The organism is Luteimonas pelagia (genome assembly GCF_054776035.1).
Genome location: NZ_BAAHCG010000001.1, coordinates 828,490 through 853,985, shown reverse-complemented (window position 1 = coordinate 853,985; position 25,496 = coordinate 828,490). Strand labels below are relative to the sequence as shown.

General features: G+C 71.5%; 22 protein-coding genes. 9 read left to right on the top strand and 13 right to left on the bottom strand.

All coding sequences use genetic code 11. The annotated features are described in order from the left end of the window. Window positions 1-61 precede the first annotated feature (61 nt). Window positions 62-1,018: a Nudix family hydrolase gene (locus ACYU7H_RS03925; protein ID WP_460812643.1), complete on the top strand. Its 957-nt coding sequence runs from the start codon at window positions 62-64 to the stop codon at window positions 1,016-1,018. 247 nt (window positions 1,019-1,265) lie between these two features. Here the strand turns inward: ACYU7H_RS03925 and ACYU7H_RS03920 are convergent, their stop codons facing one another. Then, window positions 1,266-1,739 (bottom strand): REP-associated tyrosine transposase, encoded by a 474-nt coding sequence (locus ACYU7H_RS03920; RefSeq protein WP_460812642.1) that lies wholly within the window; start codon window positions 1,737-1,739, stop codon window positions 1,266-1,268. Window positions 1,740-1,960: 221 nt separating this feature from the next. On the opposite strand from ACYU7H_RS03920, the gene coaE reads away from it, so the two are divergent. Then, window positions 1,961-2,590, top strand: coding sequence for a dephospho-CoA kinase (coaE, locus tag ACYU7H_RS03915; RefSeq protein ID WP_460812640.1), 630 nt, complete (start codon window positions 1,961-1,963; stop codon window positions 2,588-2,590). A gap of 493 nt (window positions 2,591-3,083) precedes the next feature. Here the strand turns inward: coaE and ACYU7H_RS03910 are convergent, their stop codons facing one another. The 3 genes from ACYU7H_RS03910 to pilB all read right to left on the bottom strand — a co-directional run bounded on the left by ACYU7H_RS03910 (window position 3,084) and on the right by pilB (window position 7,223). After that, on the bottom strand, window positions 3,084-3,947 hold the full coding sequence (locus ACYU7H_RS03910) for a prepilin peptidase (RefSeq protein ID WP_460812639.1): 864 nt from the start codon (window positions 3,945-3,947) through the stop codon (window positions 3,084-3,086). 74 nt (window positions 3,948-4,021) lie between these two features. Then, on the bottom strand, window positions 4,022-5,290 hold the full coding sequence (locus ACYU7H_RS03905) for a type II secretion system F family protein (RefSeq protein WP_460812637.1): 1,269 nt from the start codon (window positions 5,288-5,290) through the stop codon (window positions 4,022-4,024). A 211-nt stretch (window positions 5,291-5,501) separates the two neighbouring features. Beyond that, window positions 5,502-7,223, bottom strand: coding sequence for a type IV-A pilus assembly ATPase PilB (pilB, locus tag ACYU7H_RS03900; RefSeq protein WP_460812636.1), 1,722 nt, complete (start codon window positions 7,221-7,223; stop codon window positions 5,502-5,504). Window positions 7,224-7,541: 318 nt separating this feature from the next. Between pilB and ACYU7H_RS03895 the strand changes: the two genes are divergently transcribed. Genes ACYU7H_RS03895 through ACYU7H_RS03865 form a run of 7 tightly spaced genes read left to right on the top strand, consistent with a single transcriptional unit; the run spans window position 7,542 to window position 14,311 of the window. Next, window positions 7,542-8,417 (top strand): glycosyltransferase family 2 protein, encoded by an 876-nt coding sequence (locus tag ACYU7H_RS03895; protein WP_460812634.1) that lies wholly within the window; start codon window positions 7,542-7,544, stop codon window positions 8,415-8,417. Then, window positions 8,414-9,589, top strand: coding sequence for an aminotransferase class I/II-fold pyridoxal phosphate-dependent enzyme (locus ACYU7H_RS03890; protein ID WP_460812632.1), 1,176 nt, complete (start codon window positions 8,414-8,416; stop codon window positions 9,587-9,589). Before ACYU7H_RS03895 ends, ACYU7H_RS03890 begins: the two co-directional genes overlap by 4 nt. Then, window positions 9,586-10,302 (top strand): WbqC family protein, encoded by a 717-nt coding sequence (locus ACYU7H_RS03885; RefSeq protein ID WP_460812630.1) that lies wholly within the window; start codon window positions 9,586-9,588, stop codon window positions 10,300-10,302. Before ACYU7H_RS03890 ends, ACYU7H_RS03885 begins: the two co-directional genes overlap by 4 nt. Then, a complete protein-coding gene (locus ACYU7H_RS03880; RefSeq protein WP_460812628.1) occupies window positions 10,299-11,135 on the top strand; it encodes a sulfotransferase family protein in 837 nt (278 codons plus the stop codon). The genes ACYU7H_RS03885 and ACYU7H_RS03880 overlap by 4 nt, the downstream gene beginning before the upstream one ends. Then, a complete protein-coding gene (locus tag ACYU7H_RS03875; RefSeq protein WP_460812627.1) occupies window positions 11,132-12,574 on the top strand; it encodes a lipopolysaccharide biosynthesis protein in 1,443 nt (480 codons plus the stop codon). The genes ACYU7H_RS03880 and ACYU7H_RS03875 overlap by 4 nt, the downstream gene beginning before the upstream one ends. Then, window positions 12,571-13,527 (top strand): glycosyltransferase family 2 protein, encoded by a 957-nt coding sequence (locus ACYU7H_RS03870; RefSeq protein WP_460812625.1) that lies wholly within the window; start codon window positions 12,571-12,573, stop codon window positions 13,525-13,527. The genes ACYU7H_RS03875 and ACYU7H_RS03870 overlap by 4 nt, the downstream gene beginning before the upstream one ends. 7 nt (window positions 13,528-13,534) lie before the next feature. Continuing rightward, on the top strand, window positions 13,535-14,311 hold the full coding sequence (locus tag ACYU7H_RS03865; protein ID WP_460812624.1) for a class I SAM-dependent methyltransferase: 777 nt from the start codon (window positions 13,535-13,537) through the stop codon (window positions 14,309-14,311). A gap of 9 nt (window positions 14,312-14,320) precedes the next feature. On the opposite strand, the gene ACYU7H_RS03860 is transcribed toward ACYU7H_RS03865, so the two are convergent. The 9 genes from ACYU7H_RS03860 to ACYU7H_RS03820 all read right to left on the bottom strand — a co-directional run bounded on the left by ACYU7H_RS03860 (window position 14,321) and on the right by ACYU7H_RS03820 (window position 24,806). Then, a complete protein-coding gene (locus ACYU7H_RS03860) occupies window positions 14,321-15,364 on the bottom strand; it encodes a glycosyltransferase family 2 protein (protein WP_460812622.1) in 1,044 nt (347 codons plus the stop codon). Next, window positions 15,337-16,260: an NAD-dependent epimerase/dehydratase family protein gene (locus ACYU7H_RS03855; protein ID WP_460812620.1), complete on the bottom strand. Its 924-nt coding sequence runs from the start codon at window positions 16,258-16,260 to the stop codon at window positions 15,337-15,339. The genes ACYU7H_RS03860 and ACYU7H_RS03855 overlap by 28 nt, the downstream gene beginning before the upstream one ends. Then, on the bottom strand, window positions 16,257-17,369 hold the full coding sequence (locus ACYU7H_RS03850; protein WP_460812619.1) for a glycosyltransferase family 4 protein: 1,113 nt from the start codon (window positions 17,367-17,369) through the stop codon (window positions 16,257-16,259). The genes ACYU7H_RS03855 and ACYU7H_RS03850 overlap by 4 nt, the downstream gene beginning before the upstream one ends. Next, window positions 17,366-19,279, bottom strand: a complete 1,914-nt coding sequence (locus tag ACYU7H_RS03845; protein ID WP_460812617.1) for a hypothetical protein — start codon at window positions 19,277-19,279, stop codon at window positions 17,366-17,368. Before ACYU7H_RS03845 ends, ACYU7H_RS03850 begins: the two co-directional genes overlap by 4 nt. Further along, window positions 19,276-21,321: a tetratricopeptide repeat protein gene (locus tag ACYU7H_RS03840; RefSeq protein WP_460812615.1), complete on the bottom strand. Its 2,046-nt coding sequence runs from the start codon at window positions 21,319-21,321 to the stop codon at window positions 19,276-19,278. The genes ACYU7H_RS03845 and ACYU7H_RS03840 overlap by 4 nt, the downstream gene beginning before the upstream one ends. A 68-nt stretch (window positions 21,322-21,389) precedes the next feature. Next, the gene (locus ACYU7H_RS03835) at window positions 21,390-21,833 is read right to left on the bottom strand and encodes a pilin (RefSeq protein ID WP_460812614.1); all 444 of its coding nucleotides are present in this window, start codon (window positions 21,831-21,833) and stop codon (window positions 21,390-21,392) included. Between the two features lie 174 nt (window positions 21,834-22,007). Continuing rightward, window positions 22,008-22,448 carry a pilin gene (locus tag ACYU7H_RS03830; RefSeq protein ID WP_460812612.1) on the bottom strand — a complete coding sequence of 147 codons (441 nt, stop codon included), beginning with the start codon at window positions 22,446-22,448 and terminating at the stop codon, window positions 22,008-22,010. A 216-nt stretch (window positions 22,449-22,664) separates the two neighbouring features. Beyond that, entirely contained in the window at window positions 22,665-24,053 is a 1,389-nt protein-coding gene (locus ACYU7H_RS03825; protein ID WP_460812611.1) for a hypothetical protein, read from the bottom strand. Window positions 24,054-24,131: 78 nt separating this feature from the next. Continuing rightward, window positions 24,132-24,806 carry a hypothetical protein gene (locus ACYU7H_RS03820; protein WP_460812610.1) on the bottom strand — a complete coding sequence of 225 codons (675 nt, stop codon included), beginning with the start codon at window positions 24,804-24,806 and terminating at the stop codon, window positions 24,132-24,134. Window positions 24,807-25,496: the final 690 nt, after the last annotated feature.

Below are 25,496 nucleotides of genomic sequence, written 5' to 3'. Positions count from 1 at the left end.
GCGCCTGTAGAGGCGCTCCTACGGGTGGCGATTGCAGGGGGTCGCTGGCGGGGTATGTCGCATGAATGACGGCGCGCCCTTCGTCGACGTCGTGGCCGGCGTCATCACCGATCCCAAGGGCCGGATCCTGCTCGCGCGGCGCACCGAGGGCCGCGACCTGGCGGGCCTGTGGGAATTCCCCGGCGGCAAGCGCGAGGCGGGCGAGTCGGCGGAAGGCGCCCTGGCGCGCGAGCTGCACGAGGAGCTCGGCATCCGCATCGAGCCCGGCGAGGCGGTGATCACCGTCCCGCATGCCTACCCGCACAAGCGGCTGCGGCTGGACGTGCGCCGCGTCCGATCGTGGCAGGGCATCCCGCGCGGCCACGAGGGCCAGGCGCTGGCCTGGGTGCCCGCGCACAAGCTGCCGGATTACGCGATGCCCTCGGCCGACCGGCCGGTCGTCGCGGCCCTGCTGCATCCGGACCGCTACCTCGTGACGCCGGCGCCGACCGGCCGCGGCAAGCGGTGGCTGTCGGCGCTCGAGCGCGCGTTGGGTGGCGGCCTGAAGCGGATCCAGCTGCGCCCCGCCGGATTCGATCCCGCCCGCTGGCCCGCGCTGGCGGCCGAAGCCGTCGCCCTGTGCCGGCGCTTCGGCGCGCAGGTGCTGGTGAACGGCGACGTCGGCCTGGCGGACGAGCTCGGGACCGGCGTGCACCTGCGCGCGGCGCAGCTGTCCGAGTTCGATGCGCGTCCGTTGCCGGCCGGCGTGCCGGTCGCCGCCTCCTGCCACGACGCGGACGAACTCGCGGCCGCCGCACGGATCGGCTGCGACTTCGCGGTGCTCGGCCCGATCGAGGCCACCGCCTCGCACCCGGGCACGCGCGGCATCGGCTGGGACGCCTTCGCCGCGCTGCGCGAGAGAAGTGACCTGCCGATCTACGCGATCGGCGGCCTGGCCCCCGGCGACATCGCCTCCGCCCGCGCCCACGGCGCCCAGGGCATCGCGGCCATCCGCGGCCTCTGGCCCGGCCTCATCTGATCGGCCCATCCCGCGATCGACTCGCCCCCCCACACCCGTAGGAGCGGACCTACGTCCGCGATCGAATGCCCGCGTTACTCAGGATTGCGCCGCACCCCCATCGCGCCTGTAGAGGCGCTCCTACGGAAAGGTGCGGTCCGGACGACGACAGTCCCCGTAGGAGCGGACCTGCGTCCGCGATGGAACGCCCCGTGCCTCCGACCCGCCTCGCGAACCCATCGCGCCTGTAGAGGCGCTCCTACGGGGGCTACAACCAGATGGCGTTCCAGTACGGGTAATCGCCGACACGCCGCACCAGCCCCGCGCGCTTCGGGTTGGCCACCACGTACCTCGCAGTGGCCGCGAGATCCTCGTCGGCCCGCAGCGCCCGGTCATGGAAAGCCGGCTGCCAGACCCGTCCCTCGCGCCCGCCGCCCCGGTTCGCCTCCCGTGCACTCGCCGACTTCAACCGCCCGACGAGCCCCTGCAGCGTGTCCCCCGCGCCGATCGTCACCAGCCAGTGCGCGTGGTCGGGCATCAGCACCCAGGCCAGCATGCTCGATTCGCGCAGGACCCCGGGGCGCTCGAACGTCGCCGCCGCAGGCGCCGCGAACCGCCAGCTTTCGAACAGCCGCTCCCGTTCGTGGGTGGTCGCGGTGACGAGATACGTGGTGCCCGGGACAGTTGCGCGCCCCTTGCGGAGCGCCTGGTGTCCGCGATCGCTTTCGGCTGGCATGTCCATGCCGACGATCCTGCGGCCCGATGCCGCGACCCCGGCATCGGCGATCCCCGTCCCGGCGGGTCGGACTTCCGCGGCGTGGGGCGTGCGAGCATAGGGCGCATGCATCGGAGCCTTCGCATGAAGCGGCCTGCCAACCCGCCGACGGATACGGCCGCGCCCTCGATCGCACCGGTCGCCCCGGCAGGCAGGATCCGGGTCATGGCCAGCTGCAGGGATCGCGCATGAGCCGGTTCGTCGTCGGCCTGACGGGCGGGGTGGCATCCGGCAAGTCCACGCTGGCGCGCGCCTTCGAGGCGCTGGACGTGACGGTGGTGGATGCGGACGTCGCGGCGCGGGAGGCGGTGGCGGTCGGGAGCGATGGGCTGCGTGCGGTGGTCGAGGTGTTCGGCGCCGCCGTGCTGTCGGCCGACGGATCACTCGACCGCGCGGCGATGCGGCAACGCGTGTTTTCCGACGACGACGCGCGCCGGCGGCTCGAGGCGATCATCCATCCGCGGGTTCGCGCGGCGCTCAAGGAGGCGTGCGTGGCGGCGCCCGGGCCCTATGCGATCGCGGCCATTCCGTTGCTGGCCGAGGGTGGCGGGCGACGGGCGTATCCGTGGCTGGACCGGATCCTGGTGGTCGACGTGCCGGTCGAGGTGCAGGTCGAGCGCCTGCTCGCGCGCGATGGCATCGACGCGGCGCTCGCGCGGCGCATGGTCGACGCGCAGGCCAGCCGCGCGGCGCGGTTGTCGATCGCGGACGACGTGGTGGTCAACGACGGATCGGTCGAGCGGTTGGAGGCGGCGGCGCGGGGATTGGATGTCCGGTATCGCGAATTGGCCGGAGCTGGCGCGGGATCGCGGACGTAGGTCCGCTCCTACGGGGGTTGTCGGGCGTGGCGGTTGGTTCGTTCGCCGTAGGAGCGCCTCTACAGGCGCGATGGGCGTGCGGCGCGGGTCGGCGCAACGCGGGCGTTCGATCGCGGATGTAGGTCCGCTCCTACGGGGGTTGTCGGGCGTGGCGGTTGGTTCGTTCGCCGTAGGAGCGCCTCTACAGGCGCGATGGGCGTGCGGCGCGGGTCGGAGACCAACGCGGGCGTTCGATCGCGGACGTAGGTCCGCTCCTACGGGGGTTGTCGGGGGTCGCCCGGTCGGGTCATCCGCCGTAGGAGCGCCTCTACAGGCGCGATGGGCGTGCGGCGCGGGTCGGAGACCAACGCGGGCGTTCGATCGCGGACGTAGGTCCGCTCCTACGGGGTTGTCGTCGGTTCGTTCGCCGTAGGAGCGCCTCTACAGGCGCGATGGGCATGCCGGGTGCAATCGGCGCAGAGGTTGCCTGGACAGGCGCTGCGCGGGACTGCGCTCAGGCCAACCCGGCCAGCCGCATGTACCAGCCGACCAGCTGCTCGCCCCACATGAAGACGGCCCAGCCGGCGACGGCGAGGTAGGGGCCGAAGGGAATCGGCGTCGCCCGGTCGCGGCCCTGCGTGGCCAGCCAGATCGAGCCGATCACCGCGCCCACCACCGACGACAGCAGCACCGTCGGCAGGATCCCCGACAGCCCGACCCACGCCCCCAGCGCGGCCAGCAGCTTGAAGTCGCCGTGGCCCATGCCTTCCTTGCCGGTGAGCTGCTTGTACAGCCACCACACGGTCCACAGGCTCAGGTAGCCGGCGATCGCGCCGAGCAGCGCCGGCTTCACCGGCATGTACAACGCGTCCGCGCTGGCGATCAGCCCCAGCCACATCAGGGGCAGGGTGAGCTGGTCGGGCAGCAGCTGCGTGCGCAGGTCGATCCCCGACAGCGCGATCAGGTAGCCCGTAAGCAGCATCGCCCCGAAGCCCTGCCAGCCGAACCCGAACTTCCAGACGCAGGCCACGAACAGCACCGCCGTCAGCAGTTCGACCAGCGGGTACTGGAACGAGATCGGCGCCCTGCAGGTGCGGCACTTGCCGCGCAGGGCGAGCCAGCTGAAGACCGGGATGTTCTCGTACCAGGACAACTGGCGCTTGCACGACGGGCAGTGCGAGGGCTCGACCACGATGCCCGGCGGCGGCGGATCGTAGTCCTCGGGCTCGCCCAGCATCTCTCGGCTGTCGCGCTTCCATTCCCACTCCAGCCGCTTGGGCAGGCGCAGGATCACCACGTTCAGGAAGCTGCCCACCAGCAGCCCGAAGCCCGCCACCAGCGGGAAGCCGATGGCGGGGTTCTGGTCCAGGTACGCCATCTAGGTGGCCGGCGTCGCTTGGGCGGGGCCCGCGGCGCGATGCGCGCGGGCCCCCCGGGAGTGCGGACCCGCCATCAGACGACGGCGGCCAGCTTGAAGATCGGCAGGTACATGGCCACGACCATGCTGCCCACGATCAGGCCCAGCATTACCACGATGATCGGCTCGATGAGGCTGGCCAGCGCGTCGACCGCGTTGTTGACCTCTTCCTCGTAGAACTCGGCCACCTTGAACAGCATCGTGTCCAGGGCGCCGGCCTCCTCGCCGATCGCGGTCATCTGCAGGACCATGTGCGGGAACAGGCCGGTCTGCTTCATGGCCATGTTGAGCTGGTAGCCCACCGCGACGTCGTCGCGCACGCGCTTGACCGCCTGCTCGTACACCGTGTTGCCGGTGGCGCCGGCAACCGAGTCCAGCGCCTCGACCAGCGGCACGCCGGCCTTGAAGGTCACCGCCAGGGTGCGCGAGAACCGGGCCAGCGCGGCCTGGTGCATGATGTTGCCGACCACCGGCAGCTTCAGCACCAGCCGGTCCAGGAAGTGCGAGAACCGGATCGAGCGCTTCTTCGCCATGATGAAGGCGACCACGGTCCCGACCGCCACGAGCAGCAGCAGCCACCACCAGCTCACCATGAACCGGCTGAGGTTCACGAACAGCATGGTGAACGCCGGCAGGTCCGCGCCGAAGCCGGAGAACACGGCCTCGAACTGCGGCACCACGAACACCAGCAGGATCGCGCTGACCAGCAGCGCCACCGCGATGACCATCGCCGGGTAGAACAGGGCCTTCTTGATCTTGCCCTTGAGGGTCTCGATGTTTTCCTTGTACGTGGCGATCGTCTCGAGCACGGTGTCGAGCACGCCCGCCGACTCGCCCGCCTTCACCAGGTTGCGGTAGAGCTCGTCGAACTGCACCGGGTACTTGCCCAGCGCGTCGGAGAGCGAGGTGCCGCTCTCGATGTCGGCGCGAAGGCCGTTGACCATGTCCTTCATGCGCGGGTTCTTCTGCCCGCCGGAGATGATCTCCAGCGCCTGCACGATCGGCACGCCCGAGCGCAGCATGGTGGCGATCTGGCGGCTGAAGACCGCGATGTCCTTCGGGCTGATGCGCTTGCCCGCGCTGCCGAACAGCGGCTTGGGCTTGGGCTTGACCACCGTCGGGGTGATGCCCATCCGGCGCAGCTCGGCGCGCAGCATGTTGGCGTTCTTCGCCTGCTGCTCGCCCTTCATCTTGACGCCGCGCTTGTCCGTGCCTTCCCAGACGAACTCGGTGAACGGGTCCGGGCGCCGCGGCGGGGTCTTCCTTGCGGCCGCGGACTTCGCGGCGGAACGGGTCACGGCCATGGGTCAGTTCCTCATGCCAATGTCAGTGCAGCAAATCGTCGGGAGAGGTCGCGGAGGTTCGCGCGCGTAGGCGCGCTCCTACAGGGGCTGGCGATGACACGCACCCGTAGGAGCGGGCCTACGCCCGCGAACGCCTGCCCCGCGAAGCCGGACATGCCGGCATTCGCGCGCACGGGCGCGTTCCCATGGAGGCGGAATGACGCGATGGCCATCAGTCGGTCGTCACCCGGTTGATCTCGGCCAGGCTGGTCACGCCGTTCCTGACCTTCATCAGCGCGGACTGGCGCAGGTCGCGCACGCCCGCCTTCTGGGCGGCCTCCGCGATCTGGATCGCGTTGCCGCCGGCCAGCACGATCTCGGCGATCTCGTCGCTCATCGGCATCACCTGGTAGATGCCCGTCCGGCCCTTGTAGCCCTCGGTGCAGTCCGGGCAACCGACCGCCTCGAAGATCTTCAGCCCGGCGTGGATCTCGTCGGAACTGAAGCCTTCGGCCAGCAGCGCGTGCTCGGGCAGGTGCACCTCGCGCTTGCAGTCGTGCAGGCGGCGGGCCAAGCGCTGGGCCACCACCAGGGTGACCGAGCTGGTGATGTTGTATGGCGCCACGCCCATGTTCATCAGGCGCGCGATGGTCTGCGGCGCGTCGTTGGTGTGCAGGGTGGACAGCACCATGTGGCCGGTCTGCGCCGCCTTGATCGCGATCTCGGCGGTCTCCAGGTCGCGGATCTCGCCGACCATGATCACGTCCGGGTCCTGGCGCAGGAAGCTGCGCAGCGCGGCGGCGAAGGTCATGCCGCGCTTGGCGTTCATCTGCACCTGGTTGATGCCGGGCACGCGGATCTCGACCGGGTCCTCGACGGTGGAGATGTTGCGCTGCTCGTCGTTGAGGATGTTCAGCGCGGTGTACAGCGACACGGTCTTGCCCGAGCCGGTCGGGCCCGTGACCAGCACCATGCCGTAGGGCTTGACCACCGAATTGGTGTACAGCGCCTGCTGGTCCGGCTCGTAGCCCAGCTTCTCGATGCCGAGCTTGGCCGCGCCGCCGTCCAGGATGCGGAGCACCACCTTCTCGCCGAACAGCGTCGGCAGGGTGCTCACGCGGAAGTCGATCTGCTTGGTCTTGGACAGGTTGAGCTTGATGCGGCCGTCCTGCGGCACGCGCTTCTCGGCGATGTCCAGCTGCGCCATGACCTTCAGGCGCGCGGAGATGCGGGCCTGCAGCTTCACCGGCACCTTGGCCACCTGCTTGAGGATGCCGTCGATGCGCAGGCGCACCCGGTACTCGGTCTCGTAGGGCTCGAAGTGGATGTCCGAGGCGCCGCGGCGGATCGCGTCCACCAGCACCTTGTTGACGAACTTCACCACCGGGGTGTCGTCGCCCTTGGCGTCGACGCCGGTGTCGCCGGCCAGGTCCTCGTCGCCGCCGCTGACCTCCAGGCCCTCGAGCCCTTCCTCGTCGGCGACCGCGTCGGCCAGCGCGTCGGCGTTCTCCAGCCAGGTCTCGATGGCGCGCTTGACCTGGTCCTGGTCGACCAGCAGCGGCTCCACCGTCAGGTTGGTGTGGAACTTGAGCTCGTCCAGCGCGCGCGTGTTGGTCGGGTCGGAGATGCCCACGAACAGCCGGCCGCCGCGCTTGTACAGCGGCAACGCCTCGTGCTTGCGGACCAGGTCCTCGCTGACCAGCTTGATGGCCGATTGCGCCGGGTCCATCGCGGTCACGTCGAACAGCGGCATGCCGAACTCGATCGCGTTGGCCGCGGCCAGCTGCGCCGGCGTCACCAGCTTCTTGTCGGAGATCCACCGGGCGAGCGGCTTGCGCGCCTGCTGGGCCTCGTCCATCGCCTCGCGCGCCTCGGCCTCGCCGAGGACGCCGTCCAGAACCAGGCGCCGGGCAATGCCGGTGATCCCCACCAGGTTGGCGGTCACGACGCCCATCCCCTTGCCATCCAAAGACTTCTCCCCGTGCGGACTGTACCGCAAAGCACCCACCACGCGAACGCACCGCACGGCCCGTTCAGGACACCCGTCCCAGTTCCCGAAGCCAACGCCGAACCCGGTCCCGGACGCTATTCCGCCCCCTCCCCGAACGCAACGCCAATCGCCCCGGAATTCCAAACGCCCGGGATTCCAAACGCCCCGGAATGCCAACCTGCCCCGTAGGCGCGCGCCGACGCGCGCGAACCCCGCGAACGCGTCCGCGGCGCCGCGGCGCCCCCAACCGCACCCGCCCGGTTCCGCGCTACCCTTCCGCGAATGGGGATCGAACAGTCGGACATCACCGTCATCCTGCCCGCCAGGAACGAGGCCGAAGGCCTGCGCCGCACCCTCCCGGCGCTGCGCGCGTGCCTGCCGCGGGCGGAGGTCATCGTCGTGGACGACGGGTCCACGGACGCCACCGCGTCGGTCGCCGCCGAACACGGGGCCCGCGTGCTGTCCGCACCCTACGGCATGGGCAACGGCGCGGCCATCAAGCGCGGCGCGCGTGCCGCGGGCGGCGAGATCCTCGTGTTCATGGACGCCGACGGCCAGCACGACCCGGCCTGCATCCCGGCGCTGCTCGAGCGGCTGGAAGCCGGCTACGACATGGCGGTGGGCGCCCGGGACGCGTCCGGACAGGCCAGCGCAGGCCGCAGCGCGGCCAATGCGCTCTACAACCGCCTGGCCAGCTGGATGACCGGGCACAAGGTCGCCGACCTCACGTCCGGCTTCCGCGCGGCCCGCGCCTCGCGCTTCGGCGAGTTCCTGCACCTGCTGCCCAACGGGTTCAGCTACCCGACCACGAGCACGATGGCCTTCTTCCGCAGCGCCTACCCGGTGGCCTACGTGCCCATCCCGGTGGCGGCGCGGATCGGCAGGAGCCACATCCGGCCGCTGCGCGACGGGGCGCGGTTCCTGCTGATCATCTTCCGCATCGCCACGCTGTACTCGCCGTTGAAGCTGTTCGCGCCGGCGGCGATGGGGTTCGGCACGTTGGGGCTGGGGTACTACGCCTGGACGTTCGCGACCGAAGGCCGTTTCACGAACATGAGCGCGCTGTTGCTGAGCGCGGCGGTGATCGTGTTCCTCATCGGGCTGGTGAGCGAGCAGATCACGGCGCTGACGTTCCGGCAGGACCGGGACCACGCATGAAGCGCATCCAGGGCGCGTCCGATCTCGCGATCAACGGCGCGCCACCCGCGTTCGATGAACTCCTCCACGTCGGCCGGCCCAACATGGGGGACCGCGAGGCCTTCCTCAGGCTGGCGGGCGAGATCCACGACCGCCGCTGGCTGACCAACAACGGCCCGCTGGTCCAGGAACTCGAGCGCCGCGTCGCCGCGCTGCATGGCGTGCGGCACTGCGTGGCGATGTGCAACGGCACGATCGCGCTGGAGATCGCGATCCGCGCGCTCGGCCTGGAGGGCGAGGTCATCGTGCCCTCGTACACCTTCATCGCCACGGCGCACGCGCTGCACTGGCAGGGCATCGCGCCCGTCTTCGCCGACATCGACCCGGCCACCCACAACCTCGATCCGGAGTCCGTGCGCCGGGCCATCACGCCGCGCACGACCGGCATCATCGGCGTGCACCTGTGGGGCCGGCCGGCACCGGTGGAGGCGCTGCAGGCCATCGCGGACGAACACGGCCTGCAGCTGATGTTCGACGCGGCGCACGCCTTCGACTGCGCCCACGCCGGCCGCAAGATCGGCGGCTTCGGCCGGTGCGAAGTGCTGAGCTTCCACGCCACCAAGGTCTTCAACACCTTCGAGGGCGGGGCGGTGCTGACCGACGACGACGCGCTCGCCGAAACGATGCGGCTGATGCGGAACTTCGGGTTCATCGGGCTGGACGATGTCGTCCATCCCGGCACGAACGGGAAGATGACCGAGGTCAACGCGGCGATGGGGCTGGTCAACCTCGACGCGCTTCCCGTGTTCGTGGAAGCGAACCGTCGGCACCACGACGCGTACCGGGCAGCGCTGTCCGATGTGCCCGGCCTGTCGGTCATCGAGTACGCAGCGCAGGACGATCCCAACTACCAGTACGTCGTGCTGGAGGTGGGCGAGGCGTTCCCGGCCTCGCGCGACGCCCTGGTCGATGCGCTGGTGGCGGAGAACGTGCGCGCCCGCAAGTATTTCTGGCCGGGCTGCCACGCGATGAAGCCGTACCGCGACCTCGACCCGTCCGCCGGCGAGCGTCTGCCGGCGACGGTCGCGGTGGCCGGTCGCGTGGTCGTGCTGCCCACCGGCGCAACGCTCTCGGACGATGACGTGGCGGCGATCGCCTCGGTCTGCCGGGCGGTGGGGACGCGCGCTGAATGATCGTCGCGATCATGCAGCCCTACTTCTTTCCCTACATCGGCTACTTCCAGTTGATGGCCGCCGTCGACGCGTTCGTCTTCCTCGACGACGTGCAGTACGTGGAGCGGGGCTGGATGAATCGGAACCGGATCCGTCGCGGAGGCCGGAGCGAATGGCTTTCCATGCCGGTGCAGAAGAGTCCGCGAAACACGACGATCAACGAACGCCGCTATGTCCTGGGGAACACCCAGGCCGTGATCGCCAGCAGGGTCCGGGAGGCCTACGGGGCCGCGCCCGCGTACCGCGCGGTGGCCAGGGTCCTCATGGATACCGTGAACTTCAACGAGCCGAACGTAGCCAGGTTCAACGCGAATCTCCTGCAGGTCATCCTGGGCCAGTTCGGAGCAGGCTCCAGGTTGCTTTTTGCATCGGACGTTCGTGGCGCGCGCCGAGAGGCAGGGCAGGCGGGCATCCTGCAACTCTGCCGCCAGCTGGGTGCGACGCGATACGTCAATGCGATCGGGGGGGGCTCGCTTTATGAAGAAGCGGCATTCACCGATGCCGGTGTGGAGCTCCGTTTCTTGCGCACTCGCGTTCCTCCCGTCGAGCTGGCGGACGGCCCGGAGCACCTGTCGATCATCGACGGACTGATGCATCTCGGGGTCGAGGGCTGCAAGGCACTGTTGCCCGACTACGAGCTGCTGTCGCCCGCCGAGGCGCGCGCACTGTCGTGAACGGCACCGCGGCCCCGCGCATCGTCGCCGTCCACGGCGCGCCCCGATCGGGCACCAGCTGGCTCGGGCAGCTGTTCAACAGCAGCGAGCGCGTCGCCTACCGCTACCAGCCGTTCTTTTCCCACGCCTTCCGCGGCCGCATCGATCCGGCCAGCGACGCGGCGCGGATGCGGGCCTTCTTCGCGGACCTGCTGGAAACCGACGACGATTTCGTGCTGCAGCGGGACGGGTCCGCTCTGGCCGGATACGAACTGACGTTCGACAAGGCGGCCTCCACGCACCTGGTCTACAAGGAGGTGCGGTTCCACGACCTGCTCGGGCCCCTGCTGGAGCGGTTGCCGGGCCTGCATGCGGTCGGCCTCGTCCGCGACCCGCGGGCGGTCATCGCCTCCTGGACGGCTGCGCCCAGGGAGTTCAGGGACGCGTGGCGCCTCGAGGACGAATGGCGCGACGCGCCTTCCAAGAACGCCGGGCAGGCGGAGAACTGGTACGGATTCACGCGCTGGCACGCGCTGGCCCGCCTGTTCCTCGACCTCGCGGACCGGTACCCGGCACGGTTCACGCTGGTCCGCTACGAAGACCTCGTCGCGGACACGGACGCGACCCTCGCGCGCGTATTCGGCGCGGTGGGCCTGCCCATGTCACCGCAGGTCCGCGCCTTCATCGCGCGCTCCGCGTCGGAGGACGACGGGTCCGCCTACGGCGTGTTGCGCAATGCCCGGCGGCGCCCCGCGGTCGAGCTCGATCCGGGCATCCGGCAGGCGATCGAGTCGGCCCTGCAAGGCGACCCTGCGGGCCGGTTCCTTGATCCGAGATGGGGCGGCGGGCAGTGACGACGCCACCGCTCGCCGATCGCGCCGCCCGCGCGTCCTGGTGGGGCGCCCTGGAGATCGCGTCCCGGCACGCCGTCCAGCTCGGCGTGACGCTGGTCCTCGCGCGCCTGCTGGCACCGGCGGACTTCGGACTCGTGGCGATGCTGCTGGTGTTCACCAGCCTCGGCGCGCTGCTGGTCGATTCCGGGCTGGGCGCGGCGCTCGTCCAGCGAGGGGCTTCGAGCGACGACGAAGAGACGTCGGTTTTCATGTTCTCGGTGGCCATGGGCGTGGGAGTGGCGGGCCTTCTCTGGCTGGCCGCGCCCGCGGTCGCGGCGTTCTATCGCCAGCCACGGCTCGTCGAGCTGATGGCGGTCGCCGTCCTGGTCGTGCCCCTTGCGGCGTTGGCCGTGGTGCCGGACGCGTTGCTTTCGAGGTCCCTTGATTTCCGGACTCGTGCGCGTGCCGAGGCTGTCTCGTCGGCCACTGCGGGTGTGGTCGCGATCACGCTGGCCTGGCGCGGCTACGGGGTCTGGAGCCTCGCGTGGATGCCGCCGGTGACGGCGGCCATGCGGGCCATGTGCCTCTGGACGGCGACCGGGTGGCGGCCTCGGGGCCGCTTCGATCGGGTCGCGTTCGGCCGCCTCTTCGGGTTCGGCGGCTACGTGATCGCAGCCAACCTGCTCGAGGTCGTGTCATTGCGACTCCAGTCGCTGTTGCTGGGGCGCCTGTTCGATGCGCGTGTCCTCGGCTACTTCACCCTCGCGCAGAACACGGAGCAGGCGCCTGCCAGCTTCATCGCGTCTCTGCTGAACCGGGTGGGGCTACCGGTGCTGTCGAGCGTGGCCGGTGACAGGGATCGGTTGCGCGAGGCATTGCGGCGTGCGCTGCGCCTCTCGATGTTCTTGTTCCTTCCGGTGATGGCGGGCATCGCGCTTGCCGCTCCGCACCTCGTAGCGCTGCTCTACGGGCCCGGATGGGGCGCGGTGGCGCCGATCCTGGCGGTGTTGGCGCTCGGCTCCTCGCTTTGGCCGCTGCACGTACTGAACCTGGCCGCCATCAATGCCCTCGGCCGGTCCGACCTGTTCCTTCGACTGACCGTGGTGAAGAAGGCCATCGCGATCCCGCTGGTACTGATCGCCGCACCGCACGGACCGGTCGCCATCGCATGGGCGCTGCTTGCAGCGGGGATCGTGGGCGTGGTTGCCAACACCTGGTTCGCGCATCGCATGGTCGGCTACGGACTGCTGGCGCAGATGCGCGACCAGGGGGCCACGGTCGCCGGGACCGCGTTTGCGGCGGCGACGGGGTGGTTCTCGCTCGACGCACTGCCCGTTGGCGGGCCCTGGCTTCTCGCGGCCGGGCTGGCCTCGGCGGCGACCTACCTGCTGGTCGCGATCGTGTTGCGGAATCCCGCGCTGGACGAGGTGCGGATGCTGTCGCGGCGGGCACTCGCATGACCGGGCGTCCCCTCGTGTCGGTCTGCATCACCACGCGGAACCAGCGCGACTACCTGGCGCAATGCGTCGGCAGCGTGCTGGCGCAACGGGGTCCGTTCGAGCTCGAGATCCTGGTCGGGGACGACGCGTCGGAGGACGGCACGGGCGAGGTCGCCGCGGCATTGGCGGCGCAGCACGGGGACGTGGTCCACCACGTGCGGCACGCCGCGCGGGTCGGTGCGTCCGCCAACACCAAGGCGCTCGTGGCGCGCGCCCGCGGCGCGTACATCGCCCGGCTCGACGGCGACGACTACTGGCTCGAAGGGAAGCTGGCGAGGCAGCTGGCCGCGCTCGAGGCCGAACCCGGATGCGCTGCCGTGTACGCCAATGCCCTTGCAGTCGACCTGGAGGGATTTCCGCTGGGTGTCTTCAACGACGCCGGTGACGCGCGGATCGATCTCGGCGCGCTCCTGCGCGGCGGCAACTTCCTCAACAACAGTTCCATGCTGTGCCGGTCCGCCCACCGCGACGCGTGGCTTGCGATGGAGGATCCGCTGCTGGACTACCGCGTGCACCTGATGCACGCGCAGCACGGCGACCTGCTGCACCTCGGCGAGCCGATGGTTGTCTATCGCGTGGCGACGCGGGGATCGATGGTCGCGGAGGCGAACGCGCGGGTGCGCGAGCTGTACTGGGCGGCGCTCGAACGGTTGCCGCGGTCGCGCGTGTCCGCGGACGACCTCGCGCGCGGGCAGGCGGACTTCCTGCGCCGCGTGGCGTTCCGCGCGTTGCGCACGCGGGATGTCGACCTGCTGAGGGCATGGGTGCCGCGCGTGCTGGCGGCATCCCCCGCCGGACCGTTGCGCACCGTCGGACTTGCATGCGCGGCAATTGCACGCGCGGCCTGGCGTGAGCTGGCCGGCGCCGCGGCCCATCGACTGCGCGGCGCGCCGCGCGTGCTCTACCACCGGTGAACGGACGATGGCACTGAAGCCCCTTCGACTGATGCGATACGCCGCCGCCGGCTGGCTGCCCGGCGGGCGGAGGACCTGCGTGCTGTGCGGGCACCGGGTGTGGCGCTTCATGCCGTACGAAGGCGGGTCGAAGGCATCCGCACCGCTGATGCGCGCGCTTGGCATGGTCGGGAGCAACCGGGACGCGTTCGAGTGCCCCCGTTGCGGCAGCCACGACCGTGAGCGGCACCTGTACCTCTACCTGCAGGCGCTCGGCCTGTTCGATGCGTTGCGGGGCCGAACGGTCGTCCACTTCGCGCCGGAGCCCCGCCTGTCAGCGCGCATCGCGTCCGCGGCGCCCGCGCGCCACGTCACCTGCGACCTGTATCCGTCGCGGCCGGGCATCGAACGCGTGGATCTCCTGCGGATGCCCTTCGATGCAGGCTCGGTCGACGTGCTGCTCGCCAACCACGTGCTCGAGCACGTCGATGACGATGCGAAGGCGCTCGAGGAGATCGCCCGGGTACTCGCGCAGGGCGGGATCGCGATCCTGCAAACGCCCTACAGCGAGGTGTTGCACCGGACGTGGGCCGATCCCGGCATCACCGATCCGGTCGCGCGTTTCCAGGCCTACGGGCAGGCGGACCACGTGCGCCTGTACGGGCGCGACATCTTCGAGGCCTTCGCGCGCGCCGGCCTGGCGCCGGACATCCGACGCCACGCCGACCTGCTGCCGGACATCGATCCCGTGCGGTACGGGGTCAATCCGGCCGAGCCGCTGTTCCTCTATCGCCGCTCGGCCTGACCCGGCGCCTCAGCGCACCCGCGGCGCCCCGTGCCGCGCCAGCAACGCGAGCTTGCGCGGCCAGGGCACGAAGCACGACAGGTACTCGGCCAGCGACGCCGAGCGGCGGGACTGGACGTCCGCCCGGCGCGCCCGCAGTGCGGGCCAGTCCTTCCGCAGCGACGCGAAGGCCGGGTGGTAGACCTCGCGCCAGACCCCGGCGCGGGGATTGAGCAGCGCCACCACCACGCCCTCGATCGCGAGGGCGCCCACGTGCACCAGCAGCAGTGGCCAGGCCGCGGCGGTCGGCGTGCACACCACCAGCGCGGCGGTCTTGTTGCGTTCGCTCAGGCGCCGCCGGCGTACCGTCGTGTCCAGCCGGGCGCCGGCCACGCGGTTGCCACCGAAGCTCGCGCCCTGGCGGTGCCGGTAGCCACTGGCGGGGAGCGCACGGACGGGATGCCCGCGCAGCCGCGCCAGGCACCCCAGGTAGAGGTCCTCGCCGATCGACTCCATCCATTCCGGCAGCCCGCCCAGCGCGTTCCACAGGGCCCGCGGGATCCACAGGCAGGCCCCGATCACGTAGGCCACGTCGCTGCGCGCGGCATCGAGGTTGGGCACGGGGTTGTAGAACGGGTCGAGCAGGCAGCCGCGGTCCACCAGCACGCCGCTCTCCCAGTCGTACTGGGGCAGCGTCAGGATGCCGGTGTCGCCCGCGCGCGCCGCGTCGAGCAGCGTGCGCAGGGCGTCCGCCTGCAGCGCGGCGTCGTTGTTGAGCAGCAGCACGTACTCGCCGCGCGCGTGGGCCACCATGCGGTTGTTGGCGACGCAGAAGCCCACGTTGACGCCGCTGGCCAGCACCTCCACGCCCGGGTACCGATCTCGGAGCAACCGCAAGGAGTGATCCGTGGACGCGTCGTCGTGGACGATGATCTCCACGCCGGCGTCGACGTCCTGGGCCAGCACCGAGTCGATGCAGTCCGGCAGCAGCGCCTCGCCGTTGTAGTTGGCGATGCAGACCGAGACCACCGGCCGCTCCGGCCGGTCTACCGCCGGGTACGGAACCAGGTCCATGTCCGCTCCAGGCCCTCGGCCAGCGGGACCGCCGGCGCCCACCCGAACGTCGTGCGCGCGGCCGTGGCGTCGGGGACGATCGAGCGGATGTCCACCCGGCGCGAGGGCTGGGCGTCCCGCCGGAGCGGGGCGCCGGTCGTCGCGTCGATCGCGTCGAGCAGGGCCTCGAGTTCCAGTCCTTCGCCCGATGCGGCGTTGAACACGTGCGTGCCCGGCGCGAGGGCGCGGTCGAGCACGCGCCGGCACAACGCCACGAGATCGTCCACGTACAGGTAGTCGCGCACGCTTGCGCCGTCGCCCCACACCGTGAGCGGCGTGCCGTGCAGGGCGGCGTCGAAGGCGGCGGGGATGATGCCGAAGCCCGCGCGCGGCGGTTGGCCCGGGCCGTACACATTGGACGGGCGCAGCACCACGGCGGTCCCGCCGTACTGCGCCGTCCAGGCCTGGATGAAGTGTTCGGCCGCCGCCTTGCCCGCGCCGTGGTACGAACGCGGTTGCAGCGGGTCGGTCTCCAGCGCGGCGCCTTCGCGGTCGCCGTACAGCGTGCCGCCCGACGACAGGTACACCAGGCGCGTCGAGGGCGCATCCTGCAGGGCCTCCACCAGGGCCAGGGTCGTGCGCAGGTTGCCCTCGAGCTGCGGCTGCGCCGCGGTGCTGCCCGGCGTGGTGTCGGAGGCGGCATGCACCACGGCGCGCGCGTCGCCCAGCAGCGGCACGAACTGTGCCGCCTCGGTGTAGTCGGACACGATATTCCGGATGCCCGGGTGGTAGAACGCGGCGGGCCGGCGCGTTGCGGCAACCACCGGCGTGCCGCCTGCGGCCAGCGCCTCGGCGAGATGGCGGCCAATGAAGCCGCCGGCGCCCAGCACCACGATGGCGTCGCGTTGGTCGGTCATGTCCCCAGCAGCGTCCGGTAGCTGTCCACGTAGCGCGCGACGCAATCGTCCCACGTGCCGACCTCGCGGGCGACCCAGTCGCGTGCCGCCATGCCGATGGCGCGGTTGCGTTCGCCCGCCTCGAGTGCGGTGAAGGCGGGTGCCAGGTCGTCGCGTGGATCGCACAGCCAGCCCGTCTCGCCGTGGCGCAGGAAGCCCGCGTGCGCGGGCATGTCGGACGCGAGGATCGGGAGGCCCGCGGCCATCGCCTCGAGCATCACCTGCGGTCGGCCTTCCGCATGGCGGCTGAGCGTGACCAGCCCGGTCGCGGTGGGGAACCAGTCGCGCCGCAGGACGTCGGGGCCGACCGGGCCGTGGTAGTGGGCCCAAGCGGGCAGGGCGACCTGTTCCTGCATCGGGCCGAACAGGTGCAGTTCGCGCGCGCCGCCGGCGAACCAGTCGCCACCGCGTTCGAGCAGCGGGCCCAGCTTGTCTCGCGTCAGCCGGGTGACGGCCAGCCAGCGCGGCGGGGTGGCCGGCGCGCGTTCCACGGCGAACCAGCCCGGGTCGATGCCGAAGGACAGGAAGCGCACGTCGGCCAGGTCGCCGAACGCCGCGCGCAGCGGCGGCACCATCCAGTCGGCGTTCGGGTGGATCGCCGTCGCGCGCCGCGCGAAGACCCGCCGCAGGCGTTGCCGCACGAGCGGCAGGCCCAGCAGCTTCATGTCGGTGCCGAGCGCGGACACCACCAGGGGACGCCCGTCGTCGGGCAGGGGCAGGGCGTTCTGCAGCCAGTTCACGTGGCGCACGTCGGGCGTGTCCCGGCGAAAGGCCGCGTGCAGGTGGCGCAGCAGGCGGAACGCCTCGAGCGGACCGCTCAGCGGCGCGCGACGCCAGAGGTGCGCGATGCCGCCGGCCGCCATCAGCCGTTCGAGCCACGCACGCTCGGCATCGGTCGACAGCGGACGCACCGCGGGATGGTGCTCGCCGGGCGGTGCCCAGAGGCCGACGTCCAGGTCGTCGCGCCGGCCCAGCGCGTCGGCGAGGTGGCGGATGAACAGTCCGCGCCAGTCGCCGAGGTCGCGCGGGTACGACGTCGCCACCAGCATGACGCGCGTGCGGCGCCTCATTGGCCGCGCCCCGGCGGGTGGCGGAGCCGCTGCTCGAGCAGGCGCGCGTCGTGCTCGGTGCTGCCCGCGCGGCCGATGGCCCGCAGCGTGGCGATCTCGCGACGGGCCGCCTCGTCCTGTCCCGCGGCGATCAGCATGCGCGCGAAGTTGACGCGGTACTGCGGCGTCCGTGGCCGCAGGTTGACGGCGCGCTGCATGAGGGCCAGCGCGCCGGCCATGTCGCCATGCAGGTTCAGCCGCTGGTCCGCCAGCTGCGAAAGGAGTTCCGCGTCCGGTCCGCGCGAGAGCGCCGCGGCATAGGTGGCGTCCATCGCACCGGGCGGGAAGCGGCAACCGCCATCGCGCGCGCAGCGTGCCAGCCCGCCGAGCGCACCGGTCTCCTGCGGGCCGATCGGGTCGCGGCGCAGCCGGGCCTGCATGTCGGTCCACAGCGCGGGATCGGCGGGCCGCCCGGCGGCCTGTGCCAGCAACAGCAAACCGCTGTGCGGCAGGATCCCGCTGCGGGGCACGGTGCGCGCGTGCTCCAGTGCATCGACCGCCGCCTCGAACAGCGGCGAGGCCGGGTCGTAGCCGCTCGCGTCGGCCAGCAGCTTGCCGTACGCGTAGGTGGCGCGCGGCGACTGCGGGTGCTTGGCGGCTTCGCTCGCCGCGAAGCGGAACGGGTCGCTCCATTCCCGGGCGCGCAGGTGCGTCAGTCCTGCGAACGCGAGGACCACGACACCCGCGACCATCGCGCCGGCCCGGGCGATACGTGGCGGTGCCTTTAGCAGCAGCGCGCCGGCCGCCAGGCACAGGCCCAGCGCGGCGAAGTAGTTGCGGTGTTCGTAGACCAGCTCGAACGGGATCACCGTGGCCGTCAGCAGATGCGCGGCCAGGAACCAGGCGATGCCCAGGGTGGCCAGCGGCGCGCGCCGCCGCAGCCACCAGGCGAGGGCGGCCATCGCGCCGAGCACCAGTGCCGCGGCGAGCGTGGTCGACGGCTGCAGCCAGCCGCGCGAGATGGCGTAGTCGTCGTGGTACAGGCTCAACTGGCCGATGTCGGGGAGCACGATCCAGCGCGCGTAGTCGACCACCACCCGCAGTTCCGTCAGCAGGCGCTCGGCCAGGGTGAAGTCGCGGCCCGCCCACGCGCCGGGCGCGAGCATCTGCGGCAGCAGCCAGGCCAGGCCGAGGGCCGCGGGCAGGAACAGCACGGCCGCGAACAGCACGCCCATGCGGCGGTCGAGCCAGCGCGACGCGTCGTGCCGCCCCGACAGGCGCATGGCGAGCTCCACGAGGAAGGCATACAGCGGCAGCAGCACGGCCGACTCCTTCGCCAGCACGCCGAGCACGGTGCCGCCCAGCAGGCCCGCCAGCACCCACGGCCAGCCGCGGCGGCCTTCGTGCATCCGCTGCCGCCCGTGCAGGTACAGCCACAGGCCGGCGAACACGAAGGTGTGCGACAGGCTTTCCATGCGCTGCACGACGAACAGCACCGGCATCAGCTGGATCGGATGCAGCGCCCAGGCCGCGGCGACCAGCCGCGCCGTCCACGCGCGTCGGGTCGCGGGCGCCTCCGGCGAGGCCACCGCAAGCAGCTTCGCCACCAGCGCCAGCACAAGCAGGGCGTTGCCGGCATGCAGCGCGACGTTGGCCAGCTTCATCCACCACGGGTCCAGCCCGGTGGCGTAGTGCTGGGCGGCGAAGGTGAGCATCGCCAGCGGGCGGCTGGCGGGGCCGGCGTCGGACGCGAACGCCGCGGCCATCCAGCGCGACCACGCCATCGCATCGACGTGGACGCGCGGGTTGTCGACGATGTTGGGGAAATCGTCGAACACGAAGCCGCCGCCGAGGCCGGGCCAGTAGACCAGCAGCACCAGGGCGACGAGGCCGAGCGCCCAAGCGGCGCCGTGAAGGGTCGGGCGCGTCATGGGCGGGGAGTGTGACCGATCGCCGCCGCGTCGTCGCCGTGGCCCGCGTCGCGCAGATCCGCGTGCAACTGCCGGCGCAAGGCGGCGAACTCGCGCGGCCAATAGCCCTGCCGCGCAAGGATCCACCGGTGCAGGCGCGGCATGGCGAATCCAGAGTCGCGCGGCGCGTCGGCACGCAGGCGGTCGTAGTGCTCGAGGTGCGCCAGGGCCTGCGCTGCGTAACCGTGCCGGCCCAGCAGGGCGGCCTGGCTGGCGGCGGCGTCGGGACGCGGGTCCGCGGCGAGGCCGCGGTCGAAATGCGCCAGGGCCGCGTCGCCGTCGCCGCGCAGCAGCGCGAGCCGGCCGGCGAGCGCGGCCGCGTCCTGCCGGCGGCCCGGACTGCGCATGGCGGGATTGCCCGCCAGGGCATCGACCCAGGTGGCGAGTGCATCGGGATCGATCCCGGCGCACGGCGTGGTGGCCACCCGGTCGATCCTGCCGTCCAGCCAGCGCCAGGCCAGGTGCTGGCCGTGCGTCGCATTTGCCAGCGCGTGCGACACGCGCCGGGTCGTATTGGCGTCGATGCCGCCGGTCATGCAACGGGCATCTGCAAGGTTGAGCACGACCTGCAGCTCCGTCGGCACGGTATCGGCCAGCGTCGAGAGTTGGACGACGGCCACGTCGGCGCGACCCGCGCGCATCGCGTCCATCGCGGCCGTCGCCTGCGCACGCGGCGACCCGGGATGCTGCAGGGCCCAGACGCGCGCCATCCGCGCCGGCTGGCCCCACAACATGGCGCGCTGCCAGGTGGTGCCCGCAAGCAGTGCCAGCACGGCGACGGCGACCAGCACGCGCAGCGCCGGAGCCGCGCGCCAGCGCACGAGTGCGCGCGCCAACGGCCACGCCAGCAACAGTGCCGGCAGGTAGTTGCGATGCTCGAAATACAGCTCCAGCGGCACCAGGCTCGACTCGAGCATGTGCCCGGCGAGCCAGAACAGCACCGCGGCCGCCGCGACCGGCCACCGTCGCCGTGCGAGCCACGCGCCCATGCCGAGCGCGGCGATGGCCAGCAGTGCCGGCAGCGTCGTCCACGGCGACAGCCAGCCGGTCGAGACGGCGTACGCGTCGTTGTAGAGCCCGGACGACAGCACGCGCGGCACCGCCAGCAGCTGCAGGTAATCGAGCAGCACGCGGGGCTGGGTCATCAGCCGCTCGGCGACCGTCCAGCTGCGCACGTCGATCGGGTCGTGCAGCATCAGCGCGAAGCGGGCGAGGTACACCGCCAGCAGCAGCGTCGGCAGCCACAGCAGGACGAGCTGCCACCCCCGAAGCCGGCGCGCGGTGGCGGGCGCGTCGTCGCCGTCGCCGGCGCGCAGCACCGTGGCCTCGAGCACCAGCGCCAGCAACGGCAGCAGGCTGCCGTTCGCCTTGGCCAGTACGCCGAGCAGGGTGCCCAGGCCGATGCCGGCCACCATCCACGCCACGCCGGCGCGGGGCCGCGCCGCGTGCAGCCGCCGGCCGTGGACGTAGGCCAGCAGCCCCGCCAGCACGCACGTGGCCGGCAGCATCGCCTCGCGCTGCACGATGTACAGCGTGGTCGACACCAGCAGGGGATGCAGCAGCCATGCCGCGGCGCCGAGCACGGCCGCCCAGTCCGTGCGCGCGCCCGGGCCGTCGACATGGCGCCCCAGCCGCCGCAGCAACGCGAACAGCAGCGCGCCGTTGAGCAGGTGCAGCAGCACGTTGGTGCGCAGGAACGGGCGCGGGTCCGCCGGCCAGTCGCGCGCGTCGAGCAGGAAGCTCAGCAGCGAGAGCGGCCGGCCGGTCGGGTCCGCGGTGCCGGAGGTGAGGTAGCGCCAGAACGCGGGCCAATCGTCGATCGCACCCTGGCGACCCAGCGCGTCGAGGTTGATGAGGTCGTCGAACAGGAAACCGCCCGACAGCCCGGGCAGGTAGGCCAGCCACGCCAGCGCAAGCAGCACGGCGAAGGCGGCCAGCGGCAGCCGGCGGGATGCGGACTCGGGCAACGGCATCGGGTCGGTCGGAAAGAAGAAGGGCCGCATGCGCGGCCCTCGACTCTAGCCGGCGGGCCCGGTCGCGGCGAGCGCGCCCGGGCCGCGCAAGGGCCGGATCAATTGCGGCAGACGGTCGGCACCCACACGTCCTTGAGCGCGCCGGACGGGTTGCACACCCATGCCATGCTGCCGCCGCCAGGAACGGCGGAGAAGGTGAGCGACTCGCCCTGGAGGGCGGCGTTCGCGTCGTTGCCGAAGCGCGCGACGATGGTCCCGTTGCTGGCATCCACCTGGTCGACGAACTTGCCGGTGATCGACGTCATCGTTGGCAGGCCGAACGACGCGTTGCTCGATGCGAACGTGCCGGTGTTGTTGTAGTACTCGGTCACCGCGGTCTTGCTTCCCGTCACCAGGGACGCGCCCTCGGCGACCTGGGTCCGGATCACGTAGTCCTGGTACTGGCTGATGGCGATGGCCGCCAGGATGGCGATGATCGCCACCACGATCATCAGTTCGATCAGGGTGAAACCGGCCTGCGCCGGCGCGTGCTGCCTGCTCATCGTGCTGCCTCCCCTAAGGCTGCTGGGACGGATCGGCCCGCCCCACCGGCCGGTCCATGGTTCCGGAACAAGAGCGCTGCAAGAGTCGTGCCATGTGCCGGGTCCTTCCTGGAAACGGAAAGGCCGCCCGGGGGCGGCCTTTCCTGGCGTCGCTTGCGCGAAACCCGAACTACATCAGTTGCGGCAGACGGTCGGCAGGTACTTGGAGTCGACGTCGGTGCCGGCGGCGGCTTCGCAGTTCCACTCCATCGAACCGGCGTTCGGCACGGCCGAGTAGACCAGCACGTTGCCCTGGATGTTGTTGTGGGCCTCGTTGCCGTAGGTGACGGTGATGATGCCGCCGGAAGCATCGACCTGGGTGACGTACTTGCCGGAGATCGAGGCGGCGGTGGACAGGCCGAACGAGGCATTGTTCGAGCCGAAGGTGCCGTAGTTGTTGTAGAACTCGGTCACCGCCGTCTTGGCGCCGGAGGCCAGCGAGGAGCCCTCCGAAACCTGCGTGCGGATCACGTAGTCCTGGTACTGGCTGATGGCGATGGCCGCCAGGATCGCGATGATCGCCACGACGATCATCAGTTCGATCAGGGTGAAGCCTTTCTGGATTGCCTTCTTCATGGTGTTTCCCCTAGGAGTGTTGGAACTTCACGTGCCCACGTCGCCGGCTGTCCCGGTTCCGTCGGCTGGCCGTGCGTCGTTGCACGTGCAGGACAGGGTACGCACGAAACATGCCAGAACGGACAGTGCGGGGGGTGCTTGCCTATCCGGTGCCTGAACTGCCACGGGGGTCACGGTCCGGAACGTGCTAACCGGCCAAGCGGGTGACGCGCAGAGTCACTTTTCTGGGGAAAACTGACGCTGTGGGTCAGCTTTCCCCCCGCCGTGACGCGACGCGTGCCAATGCCGCCACGCGCCGGCGGCCAGCCAGCCCGCCGTCACCAGCATCAGCATCTGCAGGGGGCGATAGGGAATCGCGTAGCGCGGCTCCGCCTGGAACACCCCGTGGACCAGCGTCGCGTAGATGCAGAAGGCCGCCACCAGCACGGCCGGCACCCCCGCCCAGGCGCGGCGGCGCCAGGCCCCGGCGAGCAGCAGCAGGCTGGCGAGCGCCGAGGCCGCGAAGATCGCCGGGTTGGCGCGTTGCAGCCACCGCGTGGGTGCGTGCAGCCAGCCCCCGGTGTCGAAAGGCGACCCACGCACGCGCTGCCAGTGCACGCCGCCCGCGCCGAGCCGGATGCCCCAGTCCCACAGCAGGTACGGCTTTTCCAGCGCATACCAGCGCAGGTGCCGCGCCGGGTCGGCCCGCATGCGCGTGGCCATCGCGGCGAGACCCTCGGTCGGTGCCCGGTCGACCAGGCGCGCTTCGGCGTCGATCTCCGCCAGCACCGCCTTGGCGATGGCGTTGTCATAGAGGATCCGCTGCCGATGGGCCTCGTGGTAGATCGGCCAGGCGCCCTGCGCAAGGTTGAGCGCCGCGCGGCCGGGCGGCACGTGCTCGATGCCGATCCCGCGCACGCCCCACAGCGCGGGCCCGGCGAGCGCCGCGGCCACGAAGACGGCCGCGGCGGGCGCCCGCAGCGTGCGGACCATGAGCGGCGCCACCAGCACCGGGAACAGGAGGCTCACCGGGTTGACCAGCGCGGCGCCGCTCCAGGCCAGCCCCGCCGCCGCCAGTGCTGCCGGTCCCCGGTGTTCCCAGGCCCGCGCGGTCAACAGCAGGGCGAGTGCGAGCAGGAAGCCGAACAGGACTTCACCGAGCAATGCACCGGTGGCGGCCACGTGGTGTGGCCAGAGCGCCACCAGCACGCCGGCCGCGAGGGCCGGGCCGCGCGGCAGCCAACGCACGCCCAGCAGGACGACCAGCGGGACGGTCGATGCGCCCAGCAGTGCCTGCGCATGCAATGCCGCCCAGTACCAGCCGTCGCCCGTGCTCCCGAACGCGGCCATCCACGGCAGCAGGAAGACGGGATAGCCGGGGCTGCGGAACGTGTCGGACAGCGGCGTGCCTTCGCCCGGCCAGGTGTTGGAGAACACGCCGTGGTGCAGCAGGTTCCATGCGTACGCCACGTACTGCCGGACGTCGCCGCGGAACGGCGCCTCGACCTCGGTGGAGAGGATGAAGTGCGTGCGTAGCAGCCAGGCCGCGACGGCCAGCAACACAAGGAGCAGCAGGAAGCGGCGGTCCGCCGCGGGGCGGCGGGTCGGGCGTGGATCGGACGGCACGGCGGGCCTGTTGGCGCGAAAGCGCGCAGCTTAACCGTCCGGTCGGATGGCGCCGCGCGACCGGGGATCGCGCGGAAACTAGGTGCCCGGCGAAACGGATTCGTAGCCGGCGATCTCGCTCTCGGCCACCAGCCGCCGCAACTGCGCGGCCGAGGCCCGCGCCATGGGCTTCTCGTCGATGCCAGACAGCGGGGCCTGCCGCAGCGCATCGCGCGGCAGCACGGTCAGGTCGAAGGTCAGGTCCTCGGCGGCGAACAGCCAGACCGGCAGCTCGGCCTGCCGCTCGCGGTCAAGGCGCAGCACGCGCGAGCGCGCTTCGGTGGGGACGCCCTGTTCCTCGAGGAAGCGCGGCACGGCGTCCGCATCGTCGGTGTACAGGTGCAGCGAGACGGCGGTGTGGCCGTCGGCCGTGCCTTCGAGGACCGGGCCGACGAGTCGCGCATCGAAGGGCGCGAAGAACTCCAGGGCGCGCAGCGCGGCGTCGCGGCGCACGCGCAGGGCGTCGGCCGTGGCTTCGGGCTGGAACAGGCGCTGGTATTCGCGCAGGGCGTCGTCGATCTCGCGGTTGCGCGGGAGCGAGGCGTCGTCGTGGATGCCGAGCCGGTCGGCCGCCTTGAGCTTGGCCTGGTGGTAGTCGCGGATGCCGCCCTCGGCCATCAGCCGGGCGGCTTCGGTGGCGAGGCGGTGGCGGCGTTCGCGGGTGCGGGTGACCGCGTGGGCATGGGCGTGCTGCTGCCGGCGACCGTGGTGCATGGCGCGTCCCCCCGCGTTGGCCTGCGGGGGACTGTAGCGGAACGGGGTGGAAGCGGGGTGAGGCGATGCGTCGGGTGGCGCGGGCGTCGGTGATCGCGCCCGTAGGGGCGCTCCTACGGGGGTGGGGTGTCGGGCGCGTGCGGCAGAGGGGGTGTCGGACGCGCATGCGCACGGCGGCAGGCGTGTTGGGCGCGTGCGGAGGGGTCGGTCGGGGTGTTGGTTGCGGGTGCGTGCGGCATGGGTGCCGTGCCGCAGCAGCGTCCGAATGGGTGCCGTGCCGCAGGCAACGTGCGGATGGGTGCCGTTGCCGCAGGGAACGTGCGGATGGGTGCCGTGCCGCAGGGAACGTGCGGATGGGTGCCGTTGCCGCAGGCAGCGTCCGGATGGGTGCCGTTGCCACAGGCAGCGTCCGGATGGGTGCCGTGCCGCAGGCAACGTGCGGATGGTGCCGTCCCGCAGGCAGCGTCCGGATGGGTGCCGTTGCCGCAGGCAACGTGCGGATGGGTGCCGTTGCCGCAGGGAACGTCCGGATGGGCGCCGTGCCGCAGGCAACGTGCGGATGGGTGCCGTTGCCGCAGGGAACGTGCGGATGGGTGCCGTGCCGCAGGCAACGTGCGGATGGTGCCGTCCCGCAGGCAGCGTCCGGATGGGTGCCGTTGCCGCAGGCAACGTGCGGATGGGTGCCGTGCC